Consider the following 20,538-nt stretch of genomic DNA (forward strand, 5'->3'; position numbering starts at 1 on the left):
TTCACCTCTTAATATTAAATAATTTAGGAATTTATTATCAAATGACGCATTTGATTACAAACATCATGCAGAACATGAACATTATGGATACTTGCCAGAGCAGTAAATAAATTAGCTTTTTGTTTTGATAAATGATGCAAATAGGACCTTGAATAATTAAGACAAGTATAACAAGAACAACTCTCCATAACAGGTGCCAAATCATCAGCAAAACATGATTTTTTTATTTGAATTCGTTCATTTTCATGTTCACTTTGAAATTTTAGCCAATTCCCTTCTCTTACTAATTTACCACAATACAAAGCACCATGCCGGGCATTACGTGTTGGTGCGACACAATCAAACATATCGATACCTTCTGCCACCACATCCAACAGATCTTGAGGCGACATTCCAACCCCCATAGTATAACGTGGCTTATTGTCCGGAAGATACTCATGCACCCAACGAATGACTTCCACCGTAGTATTCATATCAAAACCTACGGTTTCTCCACCTATTGCAATTCCATCCGTGTTCATTGCAGAAACAAAATCGGCACTTTCCCGACGTAAATCTTGAAAAACTCCTCCTTGGACAATACCAAATAAAGCTTGTTTATATCCGTATCGAGAGTTTGGATATTGCTGATGATAGTCAATCGATTGTTTTAGCCATCTATGGGTACGCAACATGATTTGACTTACTTCATCTTTGGAGCAGCTATCCGGGGTACACTGATCAAACGCCATTATAATATCGGCACCAATTATTTTCTGGGTCTCAAGAGACATTTCCGGGGTCATATGGATAATGCCTTTACTGCCAGGCAATTTAAAATGAGCACCGGATTCATCTATAGAACAAATTTCCTTATTCTTGGACAAACTAAAAACTTGAAAACCACCACTGTCTGTTAACATAGGGCCATGCCAACCCATAAACCGATGCATCCCTCCGGCATTTTCTATTACCTTCATGCCAGGAGCACATAGCATATGATAGGTGTTACCCCCCAGAATAATTTGAGTGCCCGCAGCAGATAGTTCTGACGGCATCATATTATTGACCCCTGCACGGGTTCCAACTGGCATAAATACTGGGGTTATAAATTCACCATGTGGCGTAACCACACGTGTAACACGAGCTTTAGTACCCGAATGCTGGTACAATACCTCACATGAAAAAGTATTCATTCGCAGAAATAACTAAATAAAACGGGGAATGATAACGAAAGCGCGCATTTAATACCAGGAATTAATTAATCGTACGAGTTCGAAAAAATAAAAAAAGCCCCATTATCGCCATAAAAATAAAATACATGGCAGCCCATCCAGGCATAGAAATACCAAACATAGTCCACGTCACTTCAGCACAATCCCCAGCTCCCCAAAATAGGGCTTTAGCAACTGTTTGCCATGGAAAATACTGAATTAATACGTCAAGACCAGGCATGCAAGCAGGGGCTTGTTCGGATGGTAAAGATTGCAACCACAATTGTCTTGAAGAGAAATACAAACCAGCACAAGCGACTAGAAACTGCATCAAGCTTACTATATGCGCTTTTTTCAAGGTTCCCAGAGACAACCCCATTAAACCCAACAAAATAAACACACAAATTCGTTGCATCAAGCACAAAGGGCATGGTTGTAATCCGACCGCATACTCAAGGTAAAATGAAGCGAATATTACAAATACTGTAATAATCGCCTGCAAAGATTGTATTTTTCTGTAAGTAAGCTTTTTCATGATTTCGGTAACATATATTGTATCGCGGCTTTTAGCTCAGCATCAGTACAGTCCATACAAGTACCTTTTGCTGGCATAGCATTCAACCCCTTAATTGCAGAAGCGAGTAAATCATCTATTTTTTTACCTGCCAAACGAGGTTTCCAATCGGCCTCCGATTGAAATTTAGGTGCCCCTGCCAATCCATCCCTATGACATACGGAACAGTATTTATCATATATCTCTTGGCCTGGTTCTTTTTTATTTTTGGAGTCAACAGCAGTTGTTTTAGTGGCATCAACTTCTACGTTATTACCCTGCTCCTCTTGAACTCTAACTTTACCGACCGGTTGAATTCTTTGTAAAATTTGTTGCTCATCCATCTCGTCCATTGCAAAAAGCATGACTGAAAAAAAAGACAAGATCAGCGCAATATTCAACCTCATATTTGTCCATCTCCTAATAACCAATTTAAAAATCATACCGATAAGTGACTTTTTTTTCCAGAAAGATTTTAATCAGCCCAACGATTTATAACATCAGGACTTGTATATTGAAATTAATACCTGGACTTTTACTGAAAAGATCCTTTCACTATTAACCATTGTGCTACACTGCGAACAAGGGAAAAGAATCTGAGTTATGGATGAGCAATACAGAATACCTGACAAGTGATAACAAAACTCAATATGTCAATGGAGAAGAAGAACATCAACGCCATGCTTATCCTGAGTTCATCAGCATTTCCATGGAAAAATATTACGAGGATCGAGTCAATAAATCCTGGCGAGGGAAACACATACTCAACGGCAAAACTCCAACTGCAAATTCACTGATTTTTTCGAGCAATGATTATTTAAACATCAGTCAACATCCGCAATTAATTAACGCTCAAATTGCAGCAATGCAAAAATATGGTAATGGTCAAATGCAATCCGCCGTATTTTTAAACAATGATTCTTTCTTGCTCACACAATGTGAAAAAAAATTCAGTTCCTTTTTAAATTATTCTGCAGCCTTGCTAACTCAATCAGGCTGGAGCGCTAACGTTGGTCTCATACAAACCCTGGCTAAGTATAATACACCAGTGTACCTGGATTTTTATGCCCACATGTCTTTTTGGTCTGGAGTAAAAGCAGCGAGAGCCAAACCCATACCTTTTCGGCATAATTCAATCGATTCACTAAAAAAACGGATTGAACACCATGGACCAGGAATTATTGCGGTAGACTCTATTTATAGTACGCTAGGCACAATTAGCCCATTGGCTGACTATGCGGAAATTGCAAGAAAATTTAAATGCTTGCTCATCGTCGATGAATCTCATTCATTAGGGACTCATGGGCCGCAAGGCAAAGGGATGGTTGCTAAACTGGGATTATCAAGCCAAATAGACATCTTAACAGCAAGCCTGGCCAAAGCCTTTTCAGGACGAGGAGGACTCATTACAGGAGATAGGAAACTTATAGAATATATAAGATATTCCTCTCTACCTTCCATTTTCAGCTCGGCTTTAATGCCTCACGATTTGGCAGGATTTGGCACATCATTGGAAATTATTACGCAAGAAGAATGGAGAAGAAAAAAATTACAAACGAATGCTGAATTTTTACGGGAAGCCTTATCATGCCAGGGAATTAATATTGGGGGTAGTGAATCGCAAATAGTCCCTTTAGTAACTGGAAGCGAGGATAATACGCTTTGGTTAAGGGATGAGTTAGAAAAAGAAGAGCTCTTTGGAGCGGTATTCTGTTCACCTGCCACCCCCAAAAATAAATGTCTGATTCGTTTATCTATCGGCGTACATCACGAAAAATCGGATTTGCTCAGAGTTGTTGAGTGCCTGGCCAATCTTGCAAGAAAAAGACCCGAAATGCCTTTGTTTAAAGGGAACTAACAGGATTTCCAAATATTGGCTGCTCATTTTAAACAGTTACTATTTAAAATAATAATTATGTGACCTTTATATGGAATTCATATTAATTCAGAAACATTTCCTCTGCATCCAACTCTTCCAGGTATTGATGATAGGAAAGAATTTTATCCAACCGCACATCAAACAAAACAGCCCCCTGCACATAAGCATAAAAATAGGTTTCATCAGAAACAAATCGATTGGCAGGAACCAAACAATTCGACCATTCATTCCATTGAGGTGTCACTAAATTAGATTGCCAAAAACAGGGAATTTTTTCTCCGTTGTACAATTGATCCAATACATCCCCGCTCGCTCCATTATCTAAAGCCAAATCATAATGTAATTGCATATCTGCTTCGTTTTTCACGATTAAAAAACTGATATTGGCATCATCATCCAGCATTAAAAAGCTGCCTGAATTATCGGCTAGATAAAATTCAACAACTCCTTTTTCTCTGCACAAACGCCAGAATAGCTCAGCATATTTTTTGTCATGTAAACAATTAGGGGATGTCACCGAGAGCATCCGTACAATCATGTCAGACATGCTTTGAAAATATTGTAACTGCAAATCATGGATGCTTTGAGTAATAAGACTGGCGACATCCGGATCACTTTTTTTAATGTATCTATGAATTAATCCTTCATTAAAAGCAGCGATTGCGAGCTTCTCATCTGCTTGCCCAGTTAATAGTATTTTTTTAATATTAGTATCTTCAATTCGCCTGCAAAATTCTAATCCATCCATACCTGGCATTGCGTAATCAACAACCACGACGGAAATTTCAGAAAATCGTCGAGAATTATATACTTCTGCATGAATAGCAGCCAAATCAAGATTAATGGTATGATTGGTTAGCGGGCAATTTTTGGCTTCTGTGTATTCACTGATGCAACGTTCGCTTAATAATTCAAGTTCACAGCGCTTTTGTTTAATACAATCTAAAGCATCAAAAGGCGAATCAAATACACGGTAAGCCAAACCCTCATCAAGCTGCAATACGAAATTAAGCAAGAAATCCCGACTGTCGTCGACAAAAACCGTAGTACTTGGAAAGTAACAGGTAGGTATTGAGAAATGTTGCATAGCTCCTCCTGAGCAAAACGTTCCAAAGTTATATCCTTATCTATGAACTTCTAATAGCCAATGACCCTATCATCAAAGCCTGGCTAATTTGTGAATAAAGTATCATGATTGTTTATTATAACCAAATTATTTACGTTTTATATACATTGGCTTTTTTTGCAGTGAATATTCAAGGGAAACATTCTTCAAACCAAAGCTCAAAATTAGACAATTTATTGAATATAAGTCTATATTATTAAATAAGCACCTTATCTCAGCTAAGCAATCAAAAAAAGGATATTGATATGGCTAATTCACAAGAATTTTACCAACCTCCGGTGAATCAGTTAAAACGTAACTGGGGATGGATTTTAGGATTTGGAATATTCTTTCTAATTCTAGGCTGTGTGGGTCTTGGAATGGTGGTTGGCCTAACCTTGGTAAGCATGTTCTTTTTTGGTGCCTTATTAATTATTGGGGGAATAAGTCACATTATAGACGTGTTTAAATACAAAGAATGGAAAGGAATGATATGGCAAGCGCTCATTGCAGTATTGTATATTGCAGGGGGGTGTATTGTCTTGTATGACCCCTTTTTAGCATCCACTCTAATCACAGCATTTCTGGCAGCAGTGCTGATTGTCATTGGGCTCACTAGAATGATTATGGCTTTTGCCTTAAAAGACTCCAAGGGTTGGGGATGGTTATTATTGGCTGGAGTCACCGCCATTATTCTTGGAATATTAATTTTAATGCAATGGCCTGTTAGCGGGCTATGGATCATTGGACTTTTTATTGCGATTGAATTGATTGTGACCGGTTGGACATACATCTTTATCGCCATCTCGGTAAAAACTGTCAAACTCTAGCAGAACAGAGTCACAGGGATAACCCACTTTAAACTGAACCTGGAAAGCTCAGTATAAACAAGGCATATTCCCCCTCTTTGGATTCACAAACAATATCACCGCCGAACGCATTCATAACCAATTTACAAAAAGATAAACCAATGCCTGTTCCCATAAAGGTAGTGGTGTAAAAATGATTAAATAATCGGTTTAATTGTTGTCTGGTCATTCCTTTTGCCGTGTCTTTAAAATACAAATAATGATATTTATCACCAGACTCAGTCCAAATATTAATCTCTCCACGCTGGGCCATAGCGATGACATAAAGTGCGTTTTTTATTAAATTAAATAAAATATGCTGCATTAATAACTTGGAGCCTTTAAATTGAAAATCACCAGTCCATGTGATTAATGTTCTTTCCCTTGGTGACTGGAATGGGTATCTGGTGATAGCTTCAGACAAACATTCCGCGATAGAGCAAGTTTCTAATATACAATTTTGCAAAATATTATCGCGACTTGCCTTGACTAATAACATATCAATGATCGTATTGGCATAATCAATTTCACTGACAATGCGATTGCTGACTCCTCCAAGCTGCAACAACAATCTTTCACGCAAAGGAGAAGAAATTAACCCTTGTTTTTTAGCTAATTGATAACCCTCAATTAATCTTGGCAGGTATTGGACTAAGGCTTGAGCACCGCTCTTTATTCCTAACAATGGTGAACGTAACTCATGCGCAATCATACCAGCTGCTGCAGCCATACCTGCCAGTTTTTGTTGCTGTAACATGGCTGTTTTATAATTTAAGGTAGATCCCGCAATAATGGTAAAAATAATCACCAATGTCATTTGTATGTGTTCTTCTCCAAAATACATTTGCGGGGAATAGAGATAATAACTTACAAGGGCCAAACTGAACCCCAGTATCAGCACAATAGACAAACTCAATAAATCAACAAGCAATACAAGTAAAAATACACCACACAACAAAGACATCGCAGAAATAACGCTTGCTTGATTCATTAAAAATAAAAAAGTAAAAAAATAAGGCAACGTAAACAAAAGAGTTAGAAACCAATACCAGGATAAATATTGCTTCCACTTTAATGGCCAATAGGGAGTAAACATCAATCCCAAGCCTAACAGGCTTCCAATGAGACGGAGTGGAAGGTTTTCATAAGGTTGCGGTAACCAAAAAGCCCAAATAACATAAAATAAAGGAAATCCCACAAAAGCTATTGCTCCAACTGCAACTAATTGATGAGCGGAATTAGACAAACTACGCTGCATTGATTCATCTAAATGTTTCACTATTTTTTTAAATTGTGACATTCCTTATCCTTAAATCAAGCTAAAAAACTCCCCTGATTTTGGCTACCTTATATATTGGAAAAGCCTAACATAAAATAGAGGCGTTATGCATGAGCTATGATCTAATTCTCAAATCAGTATGAAATGCTCACATTAAAATAAATGTTCTGACAAGATTTGCGTATCTATTATCTTAATGGGGTTCTTTTTGAATTAGAATCAATGTTATGATCTTTGTTCATAGAACAAATACCGTCTATTCCATGAGCTCAAAAATCATACGAATTGCAACGAGGCAAAGCCCGCTCGCACTATGGCAGGCTAATCATGTACGGGAAATGCTTTTAAAGCAATGGCCAAATCTAAGCATTGAGTTATTACCCATGATAACCTCTGGCGATCGCTTTCTTAAAGATAAATTATTATCTGCAGGCGGGAAAGGGTTATTTGTTAAGGAGTTAGAAGAAGCATTATTGGATAAAAGAGCGGACCTGGCAGTTCATTCGACTAAAGACATGCCAGCCCAACTCCCGGAAGGCCTCTCATTGGCTGCCATTTGCAAAAGGCATAACCCTTTAGATGCTTTAATAAGTCCCCAATTTAAGACTCTGGATGCCCTTCCCAAAAACGCAATTATTGGTACATCAAGTCTTAGACGCCAATCTCAATTATTGGCTTACAAAACCAATTTGCAAATCAAAACATTAAGAGGAAACATCAATACAAGACTCAGCAAGCTGGAGTCAGGGGAGTATCAAGCCATTATTCTTGCTGCTGCAGGCTTGGAAAGAATGGGGTTAGCACATCTCATCACGCAACTCCTACCCGATGACATTATGCTGCCTTCCTGCGGTCAGGGCGCTTTATGTATTGAATGCCGAACTGACGATTTGGAGCTCCAGAAACTGATTCATGGCTTAAATGATCCGATTTCTGCTCTTTGTGTCCACACCGAGCGGCGAGTCAACGCCAAGCTAGGTGGCAATTGTCATATACCCTTTGCTGTTTATTGTACCGTTACCGCGGAAAACCAACTCCTTTTGAAAGCAAAAGTACTTAATCTCAATGGTTCTCAAATCATTGATGACAAGCAACAAGGGAAAATCGAAGAAGCTGAGCTTATTGCAGACAGATGTACTCAAGCATTAATAACTAAAGGAGCAATGACCTTACTGAGTACGATACCATCATGACCAAATCACTTAACGGTCTTCGCATATTAAACACAAGACCAAGAGAGCAAGCACAAGCACTTAATAAAAAAATTATCGAGTCTGGAGGAATCCCCGTCAACTGCCCCTCGATGGACATAGTGGCATCAGAAACCAATTGGATAAATAAATTACCTGATTTGATTTCAGTAAATCAGGCCATTTTTGTCAGTCCAAATGCAGTTCGTTATTTCATGATGGAGCTGACTTCAAAAAGAATCAATTGGCCAAATAGCATCCGAGTAACTGCTATTGGTAAAGGCACATCAAGGATGCTCAATGAATTCAATATCCAGGTTAGCGATATCCCCGACTTACCTGACAGCGAGCATTTATTGACTCTCAATTCGTTGCAACAAATAAAAAATCAGACGATTCTGCTTGTGAAAGGCGAAGGAGGGCGGCAACTGATTGAAGAATATTTAATGCTTAAGGGCGCCAGGTTATGTATTCTATCAGTCTATAAGCGAGTCATGCCAAACATCGACCAAGAATTTCTTAATTCTCTGTGGCGCGATGACCTGGTGGACATTATACTGTTAACAAGTGAGCAGTCCATACATAATCTTTTTAAAATGTTTAGCATAGAGGGGCAAATGTGGTTACAAAACAAACCTTGCCTGGTCATTAGTGACCGACTTGCAAAGGTAGCTTCTTTACTTGGAATTAAAAAGATTCTTATTAGCCATCCTGAAAGGATGATAGGTACGTTATTTGACTATAAGGATTAATCCATGGCCAATAGCAATGAAGAACAGAAAAAGACAATTCAAACACAACAAACTGCCGAAGTTGAGCCCAACATCAATCCACATGAGAGAGCCCCTTTCTTTGGTAGTAAATACCTATCCTTAATAATCAGTGTGACATTGCTTTTGGCTGTCCTCGCTATCATCACTTCTATTTATTCCATTCAATTGGACAAACAATTTCAAAACCATCAGCGTATTGAAAACAAAAAGTTAACCGATGAATTAGGTAGAATAAAAGCAGATCAAGAGGCAGTCCAAAAGCTCATAGATAACAATGCCAACCATCTTCGGCAAATCCAGAGTAATTTAACAAATAAAATGGATAGCTTGAATAAAGAGTTACAAACCGCTATGAAGCAAAAACTGTATCAAAATAATGATTGGCTTCTTTTAAAAGCGCGTTATTATCTTGAATTAGCCCAAATTAATGTTCATTGGAGTGATAATTTTAATACCTCTGTCGCACTTTTACAGCAGGCTGATGATCTGCTGAAAGGTATGAATATTCCCAAAGTATTTACCATTCGCCAGACAATTGCCAAAGAAATTGCCCAACTAAAATCAATTTCTGTTGTTGATATTACAGGGATCTTAAGCCAATTGGACGCATCTCAAGCGGCTATCAATAATCTTTCCATTCCATCATTGGTTCAGCAACAGGAAGTGCCAAACCATATCGCAACTTCTGATGAGTCTGGCAAAACCGGATGGCGAAGTCGACTGCAAGACAGTGTGAATTTTCTGGAAAAATTGGTAGTTATTCGTCGTCACAATGAGAATATGCAACCACTTATCTCTCCTTTATATGAATCTGCAATAAAAGAAAGTATCCGGCTTAATCTTCAGGAAGCACAGTGGGCCGTTCTAAATAATAATTCCGCAGTCTACCAGTTCGCTTTAAATCAAGCCATTACGAATCTTAAAAGAGTATTTAATGCATCTTCCCACAACACAGCCGTTTTGGTTAAGCAACTGCATGATCTGCAAAATATAAAATTAACTCAGGAAAAACCTGTCGTAGGCCAAGCCATCCCGCTAATCAATCAAATGATTGACAATAAAGAATTACTGATCGATGAAGCAAACAGTAAAAAAGGAGAAAATAAAGAATGATACGAGTCCTGTTTGCTTTTATTATTTTACTACTCTCCGTATTCCTTGGTATACAACTCAATAAGGATCCGGGTTATGTATTAATATCTATTAATAACTGGACTATAGAAACCACCTTATGGGCTTCTTTTTTTGGTTTGTTTTTTCTGTTTTTTTTAATCTATGGCCTAGCTCAACTTTGCAATAAAATTACAAGAATGCCAGGTATGATAAATAAATGGCACTCACGACGCTTGGCACAAAAAGCTCAAGCCACGACTCGAAAGGGACTAATAGAATACAGTGAGGGCTATTGGCAAAAAGCAAAAAATCATTTAATACAAGCCCTGCCAAACACCGACACGCCTTTACTTAATTATTTAACTGCAGCGAGAGCTGCTCAAAAAATGGGGGATAGCAAGCTTCGTGATCATTATCTTAGGGAAGCACAACAGTCTATGCCCGAAGCGAAAATTGCTGTCGAGTTAACCCAGGCACAATTACAATTGGCTAATCACCAATGGGAACAGGCACTTGCCACATTAAAACACCTTCAAGATTTGGCACCACGCCATCCATATGTCCTAAAATTATTAATGAATCTTTACGAAGAAATAAAAGATTGGCAACAGTTGATTGCTCTTTTGCCTGATTTAAAAAAGAATCATATTATTTCAGATAGAGCTTTTGAACAATTACAACGAAATACTTATTTGCAAGCCATGATTGATTTGGCAAAACACAATCAATCAGAAGGCATTGCCAAATTGTATCAGACTCTGCCTAGGGCACTAGTTAACGATACAGCGATTACCGCAGAATATGCCCGTTTCCTGATTAAGAATCAGAATTATGATCAAGCAGAATATCATCTAAGGCGATGCCTTCGCAAAGAATTGGATAACAGGTTAATTGAGCTTTATAGCCTGCTTCCTTGTGAAGAAAATCAATTGTTATTTGCTGAATCCTTACTCAAAAAAAATCCTCACTCAGCCACTTTATACTTATGCTTGGGGAGGATGTGCCTTTCTCGACATTTATGGGGAAAAGCCAAACATTATCTTGAACAGTCTATTGAACTAAACCCTACCCCTGCAGCATTCATAGAGCTTGGCAAACTCCATGAAAAACTAAACGATCCCTTATCCAGTGGCTCTTGCTATAAAAAAGGTCTGGAGTTGATAACAAAAGATGAATTATCTTAAACAATTAGAAACTAAATGACCCTGGGAGGCTCCTAGCCTGCACCCATTAAATGATTATCCTGGGATTATGACATGCGTCATTGCATTCCGTTTCTGTTTTTTCAACCTGAATAGTGACGTGTTGAATGCTGAAATCATGCTTTAATTTTTCAACCAGCTCTCTACGCAAGTCATCAGATAATGGTTCCTCGGGCATAAATAAATGAACGGATAGTGCGTTTTCTTTCGTACTGATTGCCCAAATATGTAAATCATGAATAGATTTTACGCCAGGTATAGCCAGAAGAAAATCACTGACTTTAATCCAGGATATATCGCGGGGAACACCATCAATAATTAATCTGAAACTATCAGCAAATAATGACCAGGTTCCCTTTAAAATCACTAAGGCGATTAATAGCCCAACAATGGGATCTATCCATAACCAACCTGTCATGTATAACAAAGCCGCTGACAAAACAACGCCTACCGAGATCAATGCGTCATAAAACAAATGCAAATAAGCCCCTCGAATATTAAGATCATCAGAACCCCGTAAAAACAAGAGCGCTGTAGAGAAATTCACGACTATACCAATACCAGCCACTATCATCACAGAAACAGCTTGAATTTCTGTTGGTGAAAATAACTTATACATTGCATCTGACGCTATAATCCCGCAAGTAAACACCAATAATGTGCCATTCGCCAATGCCGCTAAAATAGAGGTTTTTTTAAACCCATAAGTTGCCTTATGGGTAGGTTTTCGTTTCATTAATCCCGTTGCTATCCATGCCAAAATCAGTCCTACTACATCACCTAAATTATGAAAAGCATCTGCCAGCAAACTGGTAGAATTCGCTAAATAAGCAAAAATAATTTGCATCACAACAAAAAGTCCATTCGCGGTGATTGCAATTATAAAAGCCTTATCATAGGTCACTTCTCCATGATCATGATGATGGTGTCCTCCATCATGCGAATGCTTACTCATAATTCTCCTTCGCCCTGACTTTTAGAGTAATAATTAATTCCAATTTTAATGCGATCTCTTGTATTTTGTTTGCGCCATGCATTCGTATCTCGTAAAGAATAAACACAACCACAATATTCTTGTTTATAAAACGCTTCTCTTTTGGCAATTTCGTACATTCTTTCAGAACCGCCATTCTTACGCCAATTATAAGTCCAGTAGATTAAATCAGGATAATGACTTGCTGCCCGTACCCCGCAATCATTGATCTGGTTCATGTCTTTCCAACGGGAAATACCCAGAGAGCTACTGATAACAGGAAAGCCATGCTCATGTGCATAAAGCGCTGTTCTTTCAAATCGCATATCAAAACACATTGTGCAACGCTTGCCTCTTTCTGGCTCCCACTCTAATCCTTTGGCTCGTGAGAACCAATTTTCTTTATCGTAATCGGCATCAATGAAGGGAATATTATGCTTTTGGGCAAACTTAACATTCTCTTCTTTTCTTATTTCATATTCCTGGAGAGGATGAATATTGGGGTTATAAAAAAATATAGTAAAGTCAATCTCAGAAAAAATTAGCGCTTCCATCACCTCACCTGAACAAGGAGCGCAACAGGAATGAAGTAATAATTTTTTAGCACCATCAGGTAATTCCAAACGTTCTCTAATTGTCATTTTGTACTTCCGGCAAATGAATAAAATGTTGTCGATAATAAATCAGCTCATTGATTGAATCTTTTATATCATCCAAAGCAAGATGTTTTGATTCCTTAACTACTCCATTCATTAATTCTGGGCGCCAACGTAACACCAGCTCTTTCAATGTGCTGACATCCAAATTCCGATAGTGAAAATAGGCTGCTAACTCAGGCATATATTTATATAAAAAACGCCTATCCTGGCAAATACTATTGCCACACATGGGTGATTTCCCCTTATCAATATATTGCTTTAAAAATTCAATCGTTAATTGCTCCGCTTGGGATTCACTGACATCGCTCTCTAATACTCGCTTCACCAATCCTGACTGATTATGTTGCTTTGTATTCCATGCATCCATACTGTCAAGAAGGGTTTTAGGTTGAGATACTGCTATGACTGGCCCTTCTGCGAGAATGTTAAGTTGTGGATCGGTTACAATCGTAGCCATTTCTATAATTCTATCTTGTTCTGGCTCAAGGCCAGTCATTTCCAAATCAATCCAAATTAAATTTTGATTATTTTTCATTTGATTTCCAAGAAGTCAAAATTCGCTTTACACAAGCCACACGACTTTGATGCATGGCCTCCTTAATCGCTTTACCTTCATAACCTTGTGCAATAAAAGGCTGTGGCGTCACTTTAACACATTCAGATAATATTTCATTCCATAATTGAGTTTGGCGATAGACCACTGTTTTACCACAACTCTCGGCATCAGCTTGGCAAGCAATTAATAATTTATGAAATAATTGAGGTCGTCTAAAAGCATCTACCTGCTCTAAAAGCTTGACTATTGTGTTTGGACGCAATTCGCATACCCGATGAATATTCAAATGAAAACGTGCCACTGTAACAGCCAAATCGCGATAATCATTAGGGATGCGCAAACGAGCACATAAAGCGCGAATCAGTTTGCTACCTTCCTCTTCATGTCCATGATGTTTAGGCCAAGCTTGAATTGGTGTCGATGCTTTACCCAAATCATGAACCAAAGCAGCAAATCGTATTAATGGTTCTTCGCTCAGGTCAGATGATGCCCTTAATGACATTAATGAATGTATACCGGTATCTATTTCTTGATGATATTGATGCGGATTAGGCACTCCAAATAATGAGTTAATTTCTGGCAAAACCACTCTTAATGCATCACAGGATCGTAAAGATAGTATAAAATGTTCGGGATTCTTTTCTTCAAGACTCTTTTGCCATTCTTGCCAAACACGCTCAGGAATCAAATGAGCTAATTCACCTCGTTTAACCATAGAATACATTAATAAACGGGTCTCATTTGCTATTCTAAATCCAAGATGATAAAACCGGCTGGCAAAACGGGCAACACGCAAAACTCGAACAGGATCTTCTACAAAAGCGGGGGACACATGACGTAATAATTTCTCTTCCAGATCTCGCTGTCCCTGATAAGGATCAATTAAATGCCCCTGCTCATCCATAGCCATTGCATTAATCGTTAAATCCCGTCGCGCCAAATCCTCTTCTAACGTGACAGACTTACTAAAATCACAAATAAACCCATAATATCCTGGAGCTGATTTACGCTCTGTTCTCGCTAAGGCATATTCTTCTTTTGTTTCAGGATGCAAAAAAACAGGAAAATCCCGGCCAACTTGCCTATATTTTCTTTTCAATAATTCTTCTGGTGTTGCTCCAACGACGACCCAATCCCGTTCCTGGACAGAAATTCCTAATAATCGATCACGAACTGCACCACCCACCAAGTAGACTTTCATTAAATATGATTTACCTTCATACTGTATCATTAATCGCATCAATTATAGTATAGATTGACACTATGAGTAAAAGACGAATCAATAAACAACAATCTGCTCGTATAGCTAAAATCCAGAAAAACTACCATGAAAGCAAGGGAAATAACTCCGATAACCTGGCTGATGGTTTAGTCATTACCCGATTTAGCAGGCATGCAGAAATTGAAGACAATGAAGGAAAGCGAATTCTTTGTTCTATCAGGCCTAATCTTGACACACTAGTTGCTGGTGATAGAGTAATCTGGCAGATAGAAGGTGAGAAACAAGGGGTTGTTGTGAGCCTCTATCCCAGAGGAAGCGTACTGGCAAGACCCAGTCAGAAAGGGTTAAAAAAACCCGTTGCAGCAAATATCACTCAGCTGGTTGTAGTTGTTGCCCCAAAACCAGAGATCAGTTGGCCATTACTTGACAGCTATTTGATTATGGCAGAGATACTTCAATTGCACGTAGTCATTGTTCTCAATAAAATTGATCTTGCCTGTCAAACACTTCAGGATCGACTCATAACAGACTATCAATCGTTAAACTATCCCGTTATCATGGCCAGCAATCAAATTCCAGATACAATACTACCATTAAAACAAGCATTAAATAATCAAATCAGTGTTTTTGTTGGTCAATCAGGGGTAGGGAAATCCTCATTGATTTCAAGTTTATTGCCACATGAGCAAAATATTGCAATCGATAAGATATCGATGGTTTCAGAATTAGGCAAACATACTACAAGAAATTCACGCTATTATCATCTGCCTAGTGGCGGCGCCTTGATAGACTCACCAGGAGTTCGGGAATTCAGCTTATGGGATATTGATTGCTCTACGATTGCTCAAGGATATAAAGAATTCAAACCTTATTTGTCCCAATGCAAGTTCCGCAACTGCACACATATTGATACCCCCCAATGCGCGATCATTGACGCGCTAAAAAAAGGGAAGATTTCAACCCAAAGATATGAAAACTTTATAAAATTATGTGCGCAATTTAATAGTTCAAAAGAGTAAACAAAAGTCCCTTCCTCAAATAGGTAAACAGTCATCAACGCAGGGCAGCACTTGTTGTTGGGGCTAAAGCAGGATTCATAGCGTTTTGTGCATTCCCCGCTGGTATTCTAATTGATATGCAACAGCAGTAGTTAATAATTAAGTCAGGTTGGAGCACCGATATAATCTATAACTCGTGCTGATTCTTGCGCTTCTTCTATTTCCGCCACCGTCAATATAGGGCGACTTATATTTCGCAGATAAATGAGCATATTTTCCAATTGATCAGGATTACAACGCTCTTCTAACGAATGAAGCATTTCTTTAAAAGCTTCTAAAATAGCGCTCACATGCCTTAAATCTGTTTTACTAATTAATAATTTCTTACTATCCATGCATTGATAAGTGCTAAAAAATTTAGGGGAGCTGTCTGACTGATGCATACTAATTTGACTTAATCGATTTGTCACATAATTAACGCAGTTTGTTAAAAATTTACTTTTGGCATCGGCAGGATCATACAATGACAAAGTTAAAATTAACTTTCGTCTCTGCTGCTCATCCAAACTCCTCAAGAACTTGGAAAATAAAATATTGACTCTTAGTTGAATTTGCAGCTCATTATTATTTTGAGCATAGGTATGGATTAATTCATCTAAAAAATGAACTATTTTTTCGCCTAATGATTTATTAATCAACCTAAAATGGACTAAAACATGAAATAATAACTCCGGCTCAAACCAATAAACATCCATTTTAGATAAATCACCCATCTCAACAAGATGGTACCAATCCAGGGTTGATTTGTAGTGTGTCAGCCATTTATAAATGTGTTTATTCTTTTGACAAGGGATAATATGCTCATCTATTGTCTTCTTATAAATTGAAATTAAATTGTCTGACTTATTTGTCATCAAGAAAGGGGCAAATTGATTATAGATCTCTTCTCCTTCTGAAAAAATTACATTTTTAATATCCCAAAAACTGATTGTTTTGCCTGAAAAGGGAAAAATTTCGAATGGGATAACAAATAGAGAAAGCAGAAAAGTTTTAATACGATACATCAAGTTATCTTTTCTGGTTTCTACCCCTTCTTCTAAATGTATTTTTAACTGCCTTTTTGATTCCAATTCCGTATATAAAGGTAATAATTCCTTATTTACAGCTTTTAATGTTGGATTAAACTGATACAACCAACTCGCTATGGCTTTTAACTGTTCATCTACATCATAAGATTGCGCCATATTTATTAAAATAAAAAGTTCTGATAGATAAACTTCTTTCCCATGATATGGAACTCTAACTCCATAGAGAAAATTAATATTCTCTAATTCAAACTGATATAATATTTTAAAAAATTTCTGCACCTCAGCTGTAAATAATTTAATATCTTCACCTGAAGTTTTTAAATGATAGTAGCTTTCAATTAGCATAAGCAAGTGAGGTATTACTTCTAATGGAATTTGACCTTTCGATTGCATTCGAGGAAAAGTTTTTTTACATAGAAAATCCCAAAAATTATCAAACTTTTCTTTATCAATAGAAAACTCCCCGTTACAATATTTCCCTCTATACAACCTTGTTAATTCTTCAATAGTAATGAACTCAAATTGTTTGGTTTTTAGCGTTCTACAGGTGGATAACTCAAACTGATTATTAAGTAAATGCTCACATAATCCTCTTTTTCTATATAGAGTTTTTCCATCATATCCAAGATAAAAATTTTCCAATCGAACAGTTTCAGTCAGTGGAGTTAAATTATTAAAATCAAACTGATTAGTTATATGGGGTAGTAAGATTTGCAAATAATTTTTATCTGTTAATGGCTCTATCTCATGGGCCAATTTGACCCAAATCTGGTTTGCCCGAGAAGGATAAAGCAGATAATCACTCTCTGAGTCAGCAATCCATCGCTCGCCAAAACATTGCAAAATAAATTGAATATCATCAGAAGTTAACTCTTCCTGACGTTCTCTATGGGAGAAACGCTCTAGTAAAATAGTTGATAATCTTTTATCGCAGGGAAGAATAGGTTTCGATTCCCTCAATTCATCAAGAAACCTACGAATGTCTTGTACTAACATTAAAGTCTGCAGCCTATCCTTAAACCAAAATTGAAACAACAAGCACTCTCTATCAATACTATTGAACTGGAATACCTCAAAATGATGTTATGCTTACTAATAGAAAAAGGATTATTTTGATATCAGATTGTGGTTTGGTCAATAGAGTATTTAATTAATAGCAGAATAATTGCATAAGGAGGAAAAAGCGGCATAAAAGCCGCTATAAGGAATAAAACCCTGGCGATGACCTACTTTCACATGAGGAAGCCTCACACTATCATTGGCGCGGAAATGTTTCACTTCTGAGTTCGAGATGGTATCAGGTGGTTCCAAATCGCTATAGTCGCCAGGAAAACTGGTTTACCTGAGGCTTTGATTGCTATCGATTAAGCCACAGGTTTGGTAAAGAGTCCGAGTTTACACGATGCGTTGTACGCATTCAATTCAATTTTATATTCTGAAGTGACTCAGATTATATGGTCAAGACAATCAGCCAATTAGTACAAGTTAGCTTCACACATTACTGCGCTTCCACACCTTGCCTATCAACGTCGTAGTCTTCAACGGGCTTCATGGGAAAACTCATCTTGAGGGAGGCTTCCCGCTTAGATGCTTTCAGCGGTTATCCCGTCCGAACTTAGCTACCCGGCCATGCCACTGGCGTGACAACCGGTGCACCAGAGGTTCGTCCACTCCGGTCCTCTCGTACTAGGAGCAGCTCCTCTCAATTTTCCTACGCCCACGGCAGATAGGGACCGAACTGTCTCACGACGTTCTAAACCCAGCTCGCGTACCACTTTAAATGGCGAACAGCCATACCCTTGGGACCTGCTTCAGCCCCAGGATGTGATGAGCCGACATCGAGGTGCCAAACACCGCCGTCGATATGAACTCTTGGGCGGTATCAGCCTGTTATCCCCGGAGTACCTTTTATCCGTTGAGCGATGGCCCTTCCATTCAGAACCACCGGATCACTAAGACCAACTTTCGTTCCTGCTCGAGCCGTCACTCTCGCAGTCAAGCACCCTTTTGCCTTTACACTCTTGGTACGATGTCCGACCGTACCGAGGGTACCTTTGTGCTCCTCCGTTACTCTTTGGGAGGAGACCGCCCCAGTCAAACTACCCATCATACACTGTCCTCATCCAGGATTACTGGACCAAGTTAGAACCTCAATAACAACAGGGTGGTATTTCAAGGGCGGCTCCATGAGAACTAGCGTCCTCACTTCACAGCCTCCCACCTATCCTACACAGTCATCATCAAAGTCCAGTGCAAAACTATAGTAAAGGTTCACGGGGTCTTTCCGTCTAGCCGCGGGTACACTGCATCTTCACAGCGATTTCAATTTCACTGAGTCTCGGGTGGAGACAGTGTGGCCATCGTTACGCCATTCGTGCAGGTCGGAACTTACCCGACAAGGAATTTCGCTACCTTAGGACCGTTATAGTTACGGCCGCCGTTTACCGGGGCTTCGATCAAGAGCTTCTCCGAAGATAACCCCATCAATTAACCTTCCGGCACCGGGCAGGCGTCACACCCTATACGTCTTCTTACGAATTTGCAGAGTGCTGTGTTTTTAATAAACAGTCGCAGCCACCTGGTCTCTGCGGCCCTCTCCAGCTCTGAAAGTAAATCCCATCACCAGAAAGGGCGTACCTTCTCCCGAAGTTACGGTACCATTTTGCCTAGTTCCTTCACCCGAGTTCTCTCAAGCGCCTTAGTATTCTCTACCTGTCCACCTGTGTCGGTTTGCGGTACGGTTCTCTATAAGTTATGGCTAGCAGCTTTTCCTGGAAGCCGGGCATCAATGACTTCTCTGTACCAAAAGGTCAGAACCACTTCGCACCTCAGAGTTATGGAAAACCGGATTTGCCAAGTCTTCCCCCCTACATGCAAGTACCAGGACAACCAACGCCTGGCTCACCTAGCCTTCTTCGTCCCCACTTCACCACTTATAAAAAGTCCAGGAATATTAACCTGGTTCCCATCGACTACGCTCTTCAGCCTCGCCTTAGGGGCCGACTCACCCTGCTCCGATTAACGTCGTGCAGGAAACCTGGGACTTCCGGCGTGTGGGCTTTTCACCCACATTATCGTTACTCATGTCAGCATTCGCACTTCTGATACCTCCAGCAGACTTCTCAATCCACCTTCTTCAGCCTACAGAACGCTCCCCTACCACGTGCGCCTTCGCGCACATCCGCAGCTTCGGTGACTAGTTTTAGCCCCGTTACATCTTCCGCGCAGGCCGACTCGACCAGTGAGCTATTACGCTTTCTTTAAAGGGTGGCTGCTTCTAAGCCAACCTCCTGGCTGTCTATGCCTTCCCACATCGTTTCCCACTTAACTAGTACTTGGGGACCTTAGCTGGCGGTCTGGGTTGTTTCCCTCTTCACGACGGACGTTAGCACCCGCCGTGTGTCTCCCGTGATTCAATTAGCCGGTATTCGGAGTTTGCATCGGTTTGGTAAGCCATGACAGCCCCCTAGCCGAAACAGTGCTCTACCCCCAGTAATCATTCACGAGGCGCTACCTAAATAGCTTTCGGGGAGAACCAGCTATCTCCGGGCTTGATTAGCCTTTCACTCCTAGCCACACGTCATCCGATAATTTTTCAACATTACCCGGTTCGGACCTCCAGTTGGTGTTACCCAACCTTCATCCTGCACATGGCTAGATCGCCCGGTTTCGGGTCTACTCCCAGCGACTATCGCCCTATTCAGACTCGATTTCTCTACGGCTCCCTTATTCAGTTAACCTCGCCACTGAAAGTAACTCGCTGACCCATTATACAAAAGGTACGCAGTCACACCTCCGAAGAAATGCTCCCACTGCTTGTACGCAAACGGTTTCAGATTCTATTTCACTCCCCTCTCCGGGGTTCTTTTCACCTTTCCCTCACGGTACTGGTTCACTATCGGTCAGT

General features: G+C 39.4%; 17 protein-coding genes and 2 rRNA genes (1 of these 19 cut by a window edge). 7 read left to right on the forward strand and 12 right to left on the reverse strand.

Annotated features, from left to right (window positions below):
* Positions 1 to 23: 23 nt before the first annotated feature.
* The 3 genes from tgt to EL201_RS14175 form a co-directional block, all read right to left on the reverse strand.
* Positions 24 to 1,175 carry a tRNA guanosine(34) transglycosylase Tgt gene (gene tgt / locus EL201_RS14165; RefSeq protein ID WP_027222870.1) on the reverse strand — a complete coding sequence of 384 codons (1,152 nt, stop codon included), beginning with the start codon at positions 1,173 to 1,175 and terminating at the stop codon, positions 24 to 26.
* 61 nt (positions 1,176 to 1,236) lie between these two features.
* Positions 1,237 to 1,728, reverse strand: a complete 492-nt coding sequence (locus tag EL201_RS14170; protein ID WP_027222871.1) for a disulfide bond formation protein B — start codon at positions 1,726 to 1,728, stop codon at positions 1,237 to 1,239.
* Positions 1,725 to 2,153 carry a c-type cytochrome gene (locus EL201_RS14175; RefSeq protein WP_027222872.1) on the reverse strand — a complete coding sequence of 143 codons (429 nt, stop codon included), beginning with the start codon at positions 2,151 to 2,153 and terminating at the stop codon, positions 1,725 to 1,727. Before EL201_RS14175 ends, EL201_RS14170 begins: the two co-directional genes overlap by 4 nt.
* 200 nt (positions 2,154 to 2,353) lie before the next feature.
* Here EL201_RS14175 and lqsA point away from each other — a divergent pair, with 200 nt between their 5' ends.
* On the forward strand, positions 2,354 to 3,604 hold the full coding sequence (gene lqsA, locus EL201_RS14180; RefSeq protein WP_027222873.1) for a quorum-sensing autoinducer LAI-1 synthase LqsA: 1,251 nt from the start codon (positions 2,354 to 2,356) through the stop codon (positions 3,602 to 3,604).
* Positions 3,605 to 3,686: 82 nt separating this feature from the next.
* On the opposite strand, the gene EL201_RS14185 is transcribed toward lqsA, so the two are convergent.
* Positions 3,687 to 4,712, reverse strand: a complete 1,026-nt coding sequence (locus EL201_RS14185) for a response regulator (RefSeq protein WP_027222874.1) — start codon at positions 4,710 to 4,712, stop codon at positions 3,687 to 3,689.
* 284 nt (positions 4,713 to 4,996) lie between these two features.
* Here EL201_RS14185 and EL201_RS14190 point away from each other — a divergent pair, with 284 nt between their 5' ends.
* Positions 4,997 to 5,560: an HdeD family acid-resistance protein gene (locus EL201_RS14190; protein WP_027222875.1), complete on the forward strand. Its 564-nt coding sequence runs from the start codon at positions 4,997 to 4,999 to the stop codon at positions 5,558 to 5,560.
* Between the two features lie 28 nt (positions 5,561 to 5,588).
* Here EL201_RS14190 and EL201_RS14195 read toward each other — a convergent pair whose 3' ends face one another.
* Positions 5,589 to 6,878 carry a sensor histidine kinase gene (locus tag EL201_RS14195; RefSeq protein ID WP_027222876.1) on the reverse strand — a complete coding sequence of 430 codons (1,290 nt, stop codon included), beginning with the start codon at positions 6,876 to 6,878 and terminating at the stop codon, positions 5,589 to 5,591.
* Positions 6,879 to 7,120: 242 nt separating this feature from the next.
* Between EL201_RS14195 and hemC the strand changes: the two genes are divergently transcribed.
* The 4 genes from hemC to EL201_RS14215 are packed head-to-tail and all read left to right on the forward strand — an operon-like array spanning position 7,121 to position 11,117.
* On the forward strand, positions 7,121 to 8,050 hold the full coding sequence (gene hemC, locus EL201_RS14200) for a hydroxymethylbilane synthase (protein WP_027222877.1): 930 nt from the start codon (positions 7,121 to 7,123) through the stop codon (positions 8,048 to 8,050).
* On the forward strand, positions 8,047 to 8,799 hold the full coding sequence (locus EL201_RS14205) for a uroporphyrinogen-III synthase (protein ID WP_027222878.1): 753 nt from the start codon (positions 8,047 to 8,049) through the stop codon (positions 8,797 to 8,799). The genes hemC and EL201_RS14205 overlap by 4 nt, the downstream gene beginning before the upstream one ends.
* A gap of 3 nt (positions 8,800 to 8,802) precedes the next feature.
* Positions 8,803 to 9,933: a uroporphyrinogen-III C-methyltransferase gene (locus EL201_RS14210; protein WP_027222879.1), complete on the forward strand. Its 1,131-nt coding sequence runs from the start codon at positions 8,803 to 8,805 to the stop codon at positions 9,931 to 9,933.
* Positions 9,930 to 11,117 carry a heme biosynthesis HemY N-terminal domain-containing protein gene (locus EL201_RS14215; RefSeq protein WP_027222880.1) on the forward strand — a complete coding sequence of 396 codons (1,188 nt, stop codon included), beginning with the start codon at positions 9,930 to 9,932 and terminating at the stop codon, positions 11,115 to 11,117. The genes EL201_RS14210 and EL201_RS14215 overlap by 4 nt, the downstream gene beginning before the upstream one ends.
* A gap of 46 nt (positions 11,118 to 11,163) precedes the next feature.
* Here the strand turns inward: EL201_RS14215 and EL201_RS14220 are convergent, their stop codons facing one another.
* Genes EL201_RS14220 through EL201_RS14235 form a run of 4 tightly spaced genes read right to left on the reverse strand, consistent with a single transcriptional unit; the run spans position 11,164 to position 14,524 of the window.
* Positions 11,164 to 12,090: a cation diffusion facilitator family transporter gene (locus EL201_RS14220; RefSeq protein ID WP_027222881.1), complete on the reverse strand. Its 927-nt coding sequence runs from the start codon at positions 12,088 to 12,090 to the stop codon at positions 11,164 to 11,166.
* Positions 12,087 to 12,749, reverse strand: a complete 663-nt coding sequence (locus tag EL201_RS14225; RefSeq protein ID WP_027222882.1) for an epoxyqueuosine reductase QueH — start codon at positions 12,747 to 12,749, stop codon at positions 12,087 to 12,089. Before EL201_RS14225 ends, EL201_RS14220 begins: the two co-directional genes overlap by 4 nt.
* Positions 12,739 to 13,302: an oligoribonuclease gene (orn, locus tag EL201_RS14230; protein WP_027222883.1), complete on the reverse strand. Its 564-nt coding sequence runs from the start codon at positions 13,300 to 13,302 to the stop codon at positions 12,739 to 12,741. Before orn ends, EL201_RS14225 begins: the two co-directional genes overlap by 11 nt.
* The gene (locus tag EL201_RS14235; protein ID WP_027222884.1) at positions 13,292 to 14,524 is read right to left on the reverse strand and encodes a multifunctional CCA addition/repair protein; all 1,233 of its coding nucleotides are present in this window, start codon (positions 14,522 to 14,524) and stop codon (positions 13,292 to 13,294) included. Before EL201_RS14235 ends, orn begins: the two co-directional genes overlap by 11 nt.
* 62 nt (positions 14,525 to 14,586) lie before the next feature.
* On the opposite strand from EL201_RS14235, the gene rsgA reads away from it, so the two are divergent.
* Positions 14,587 to 15,564, forward strand: coding sequence for a small ribosomal subunit biogenesis GTPase RsgA (gene rsgA / locus EL201_RS14240; protein ID WP_027222885.1), 978 nt, complete (start codon positions 14,587 to 14,589; stop codon positions 15,562 to 15,564).
* A 143-nt stretch (positions 15,565 to 15,707) separates the two neighbouring features.
* Here the strand turns inward: rsgA and EL201_RS14245 are convergent, their stop codons facing one another.
* The 3 genes from EL201_RS14245 to EL201_RS14255 form a co-directional block, all read right to left on the reverse strand.
* Positions 15,708 to 17,627, reverse strand: a complete 1,920-nt coding sequence (locus EL201_RS14245; protein WP_032828937.1) for a hypothetical protein — start codon at positions 17,625 to 17,627, stop codon at positions 15,708 to 15,710.
* 217 nt (positions 17,628 to 17,844) lie between these two features.
* Positions 17,845 to 17,960 (reverse strand): 5S ribosomal RNA (gene rrf / locus EL201_RS14250).
* A 125-nt stretch (positions 17,961 to 18,085) separates the two neighbouring features.
* Positions 18,086 to 20,538, reverse strand: a 23S ribosomal RNA gene (locus EL201_RS14255); it runs 440 nt beyond the window's last position.

Origin of the sequence: Legionella pneumophila subsp. pascullei, from assembly GCF_900637585.1 — a bacterium.
Lineage (GTDB): Bacteria > Pseudomonadota > Gammaproteobacteria > Legionellales > Legionellaceae > Legionella > Legionella pascullei.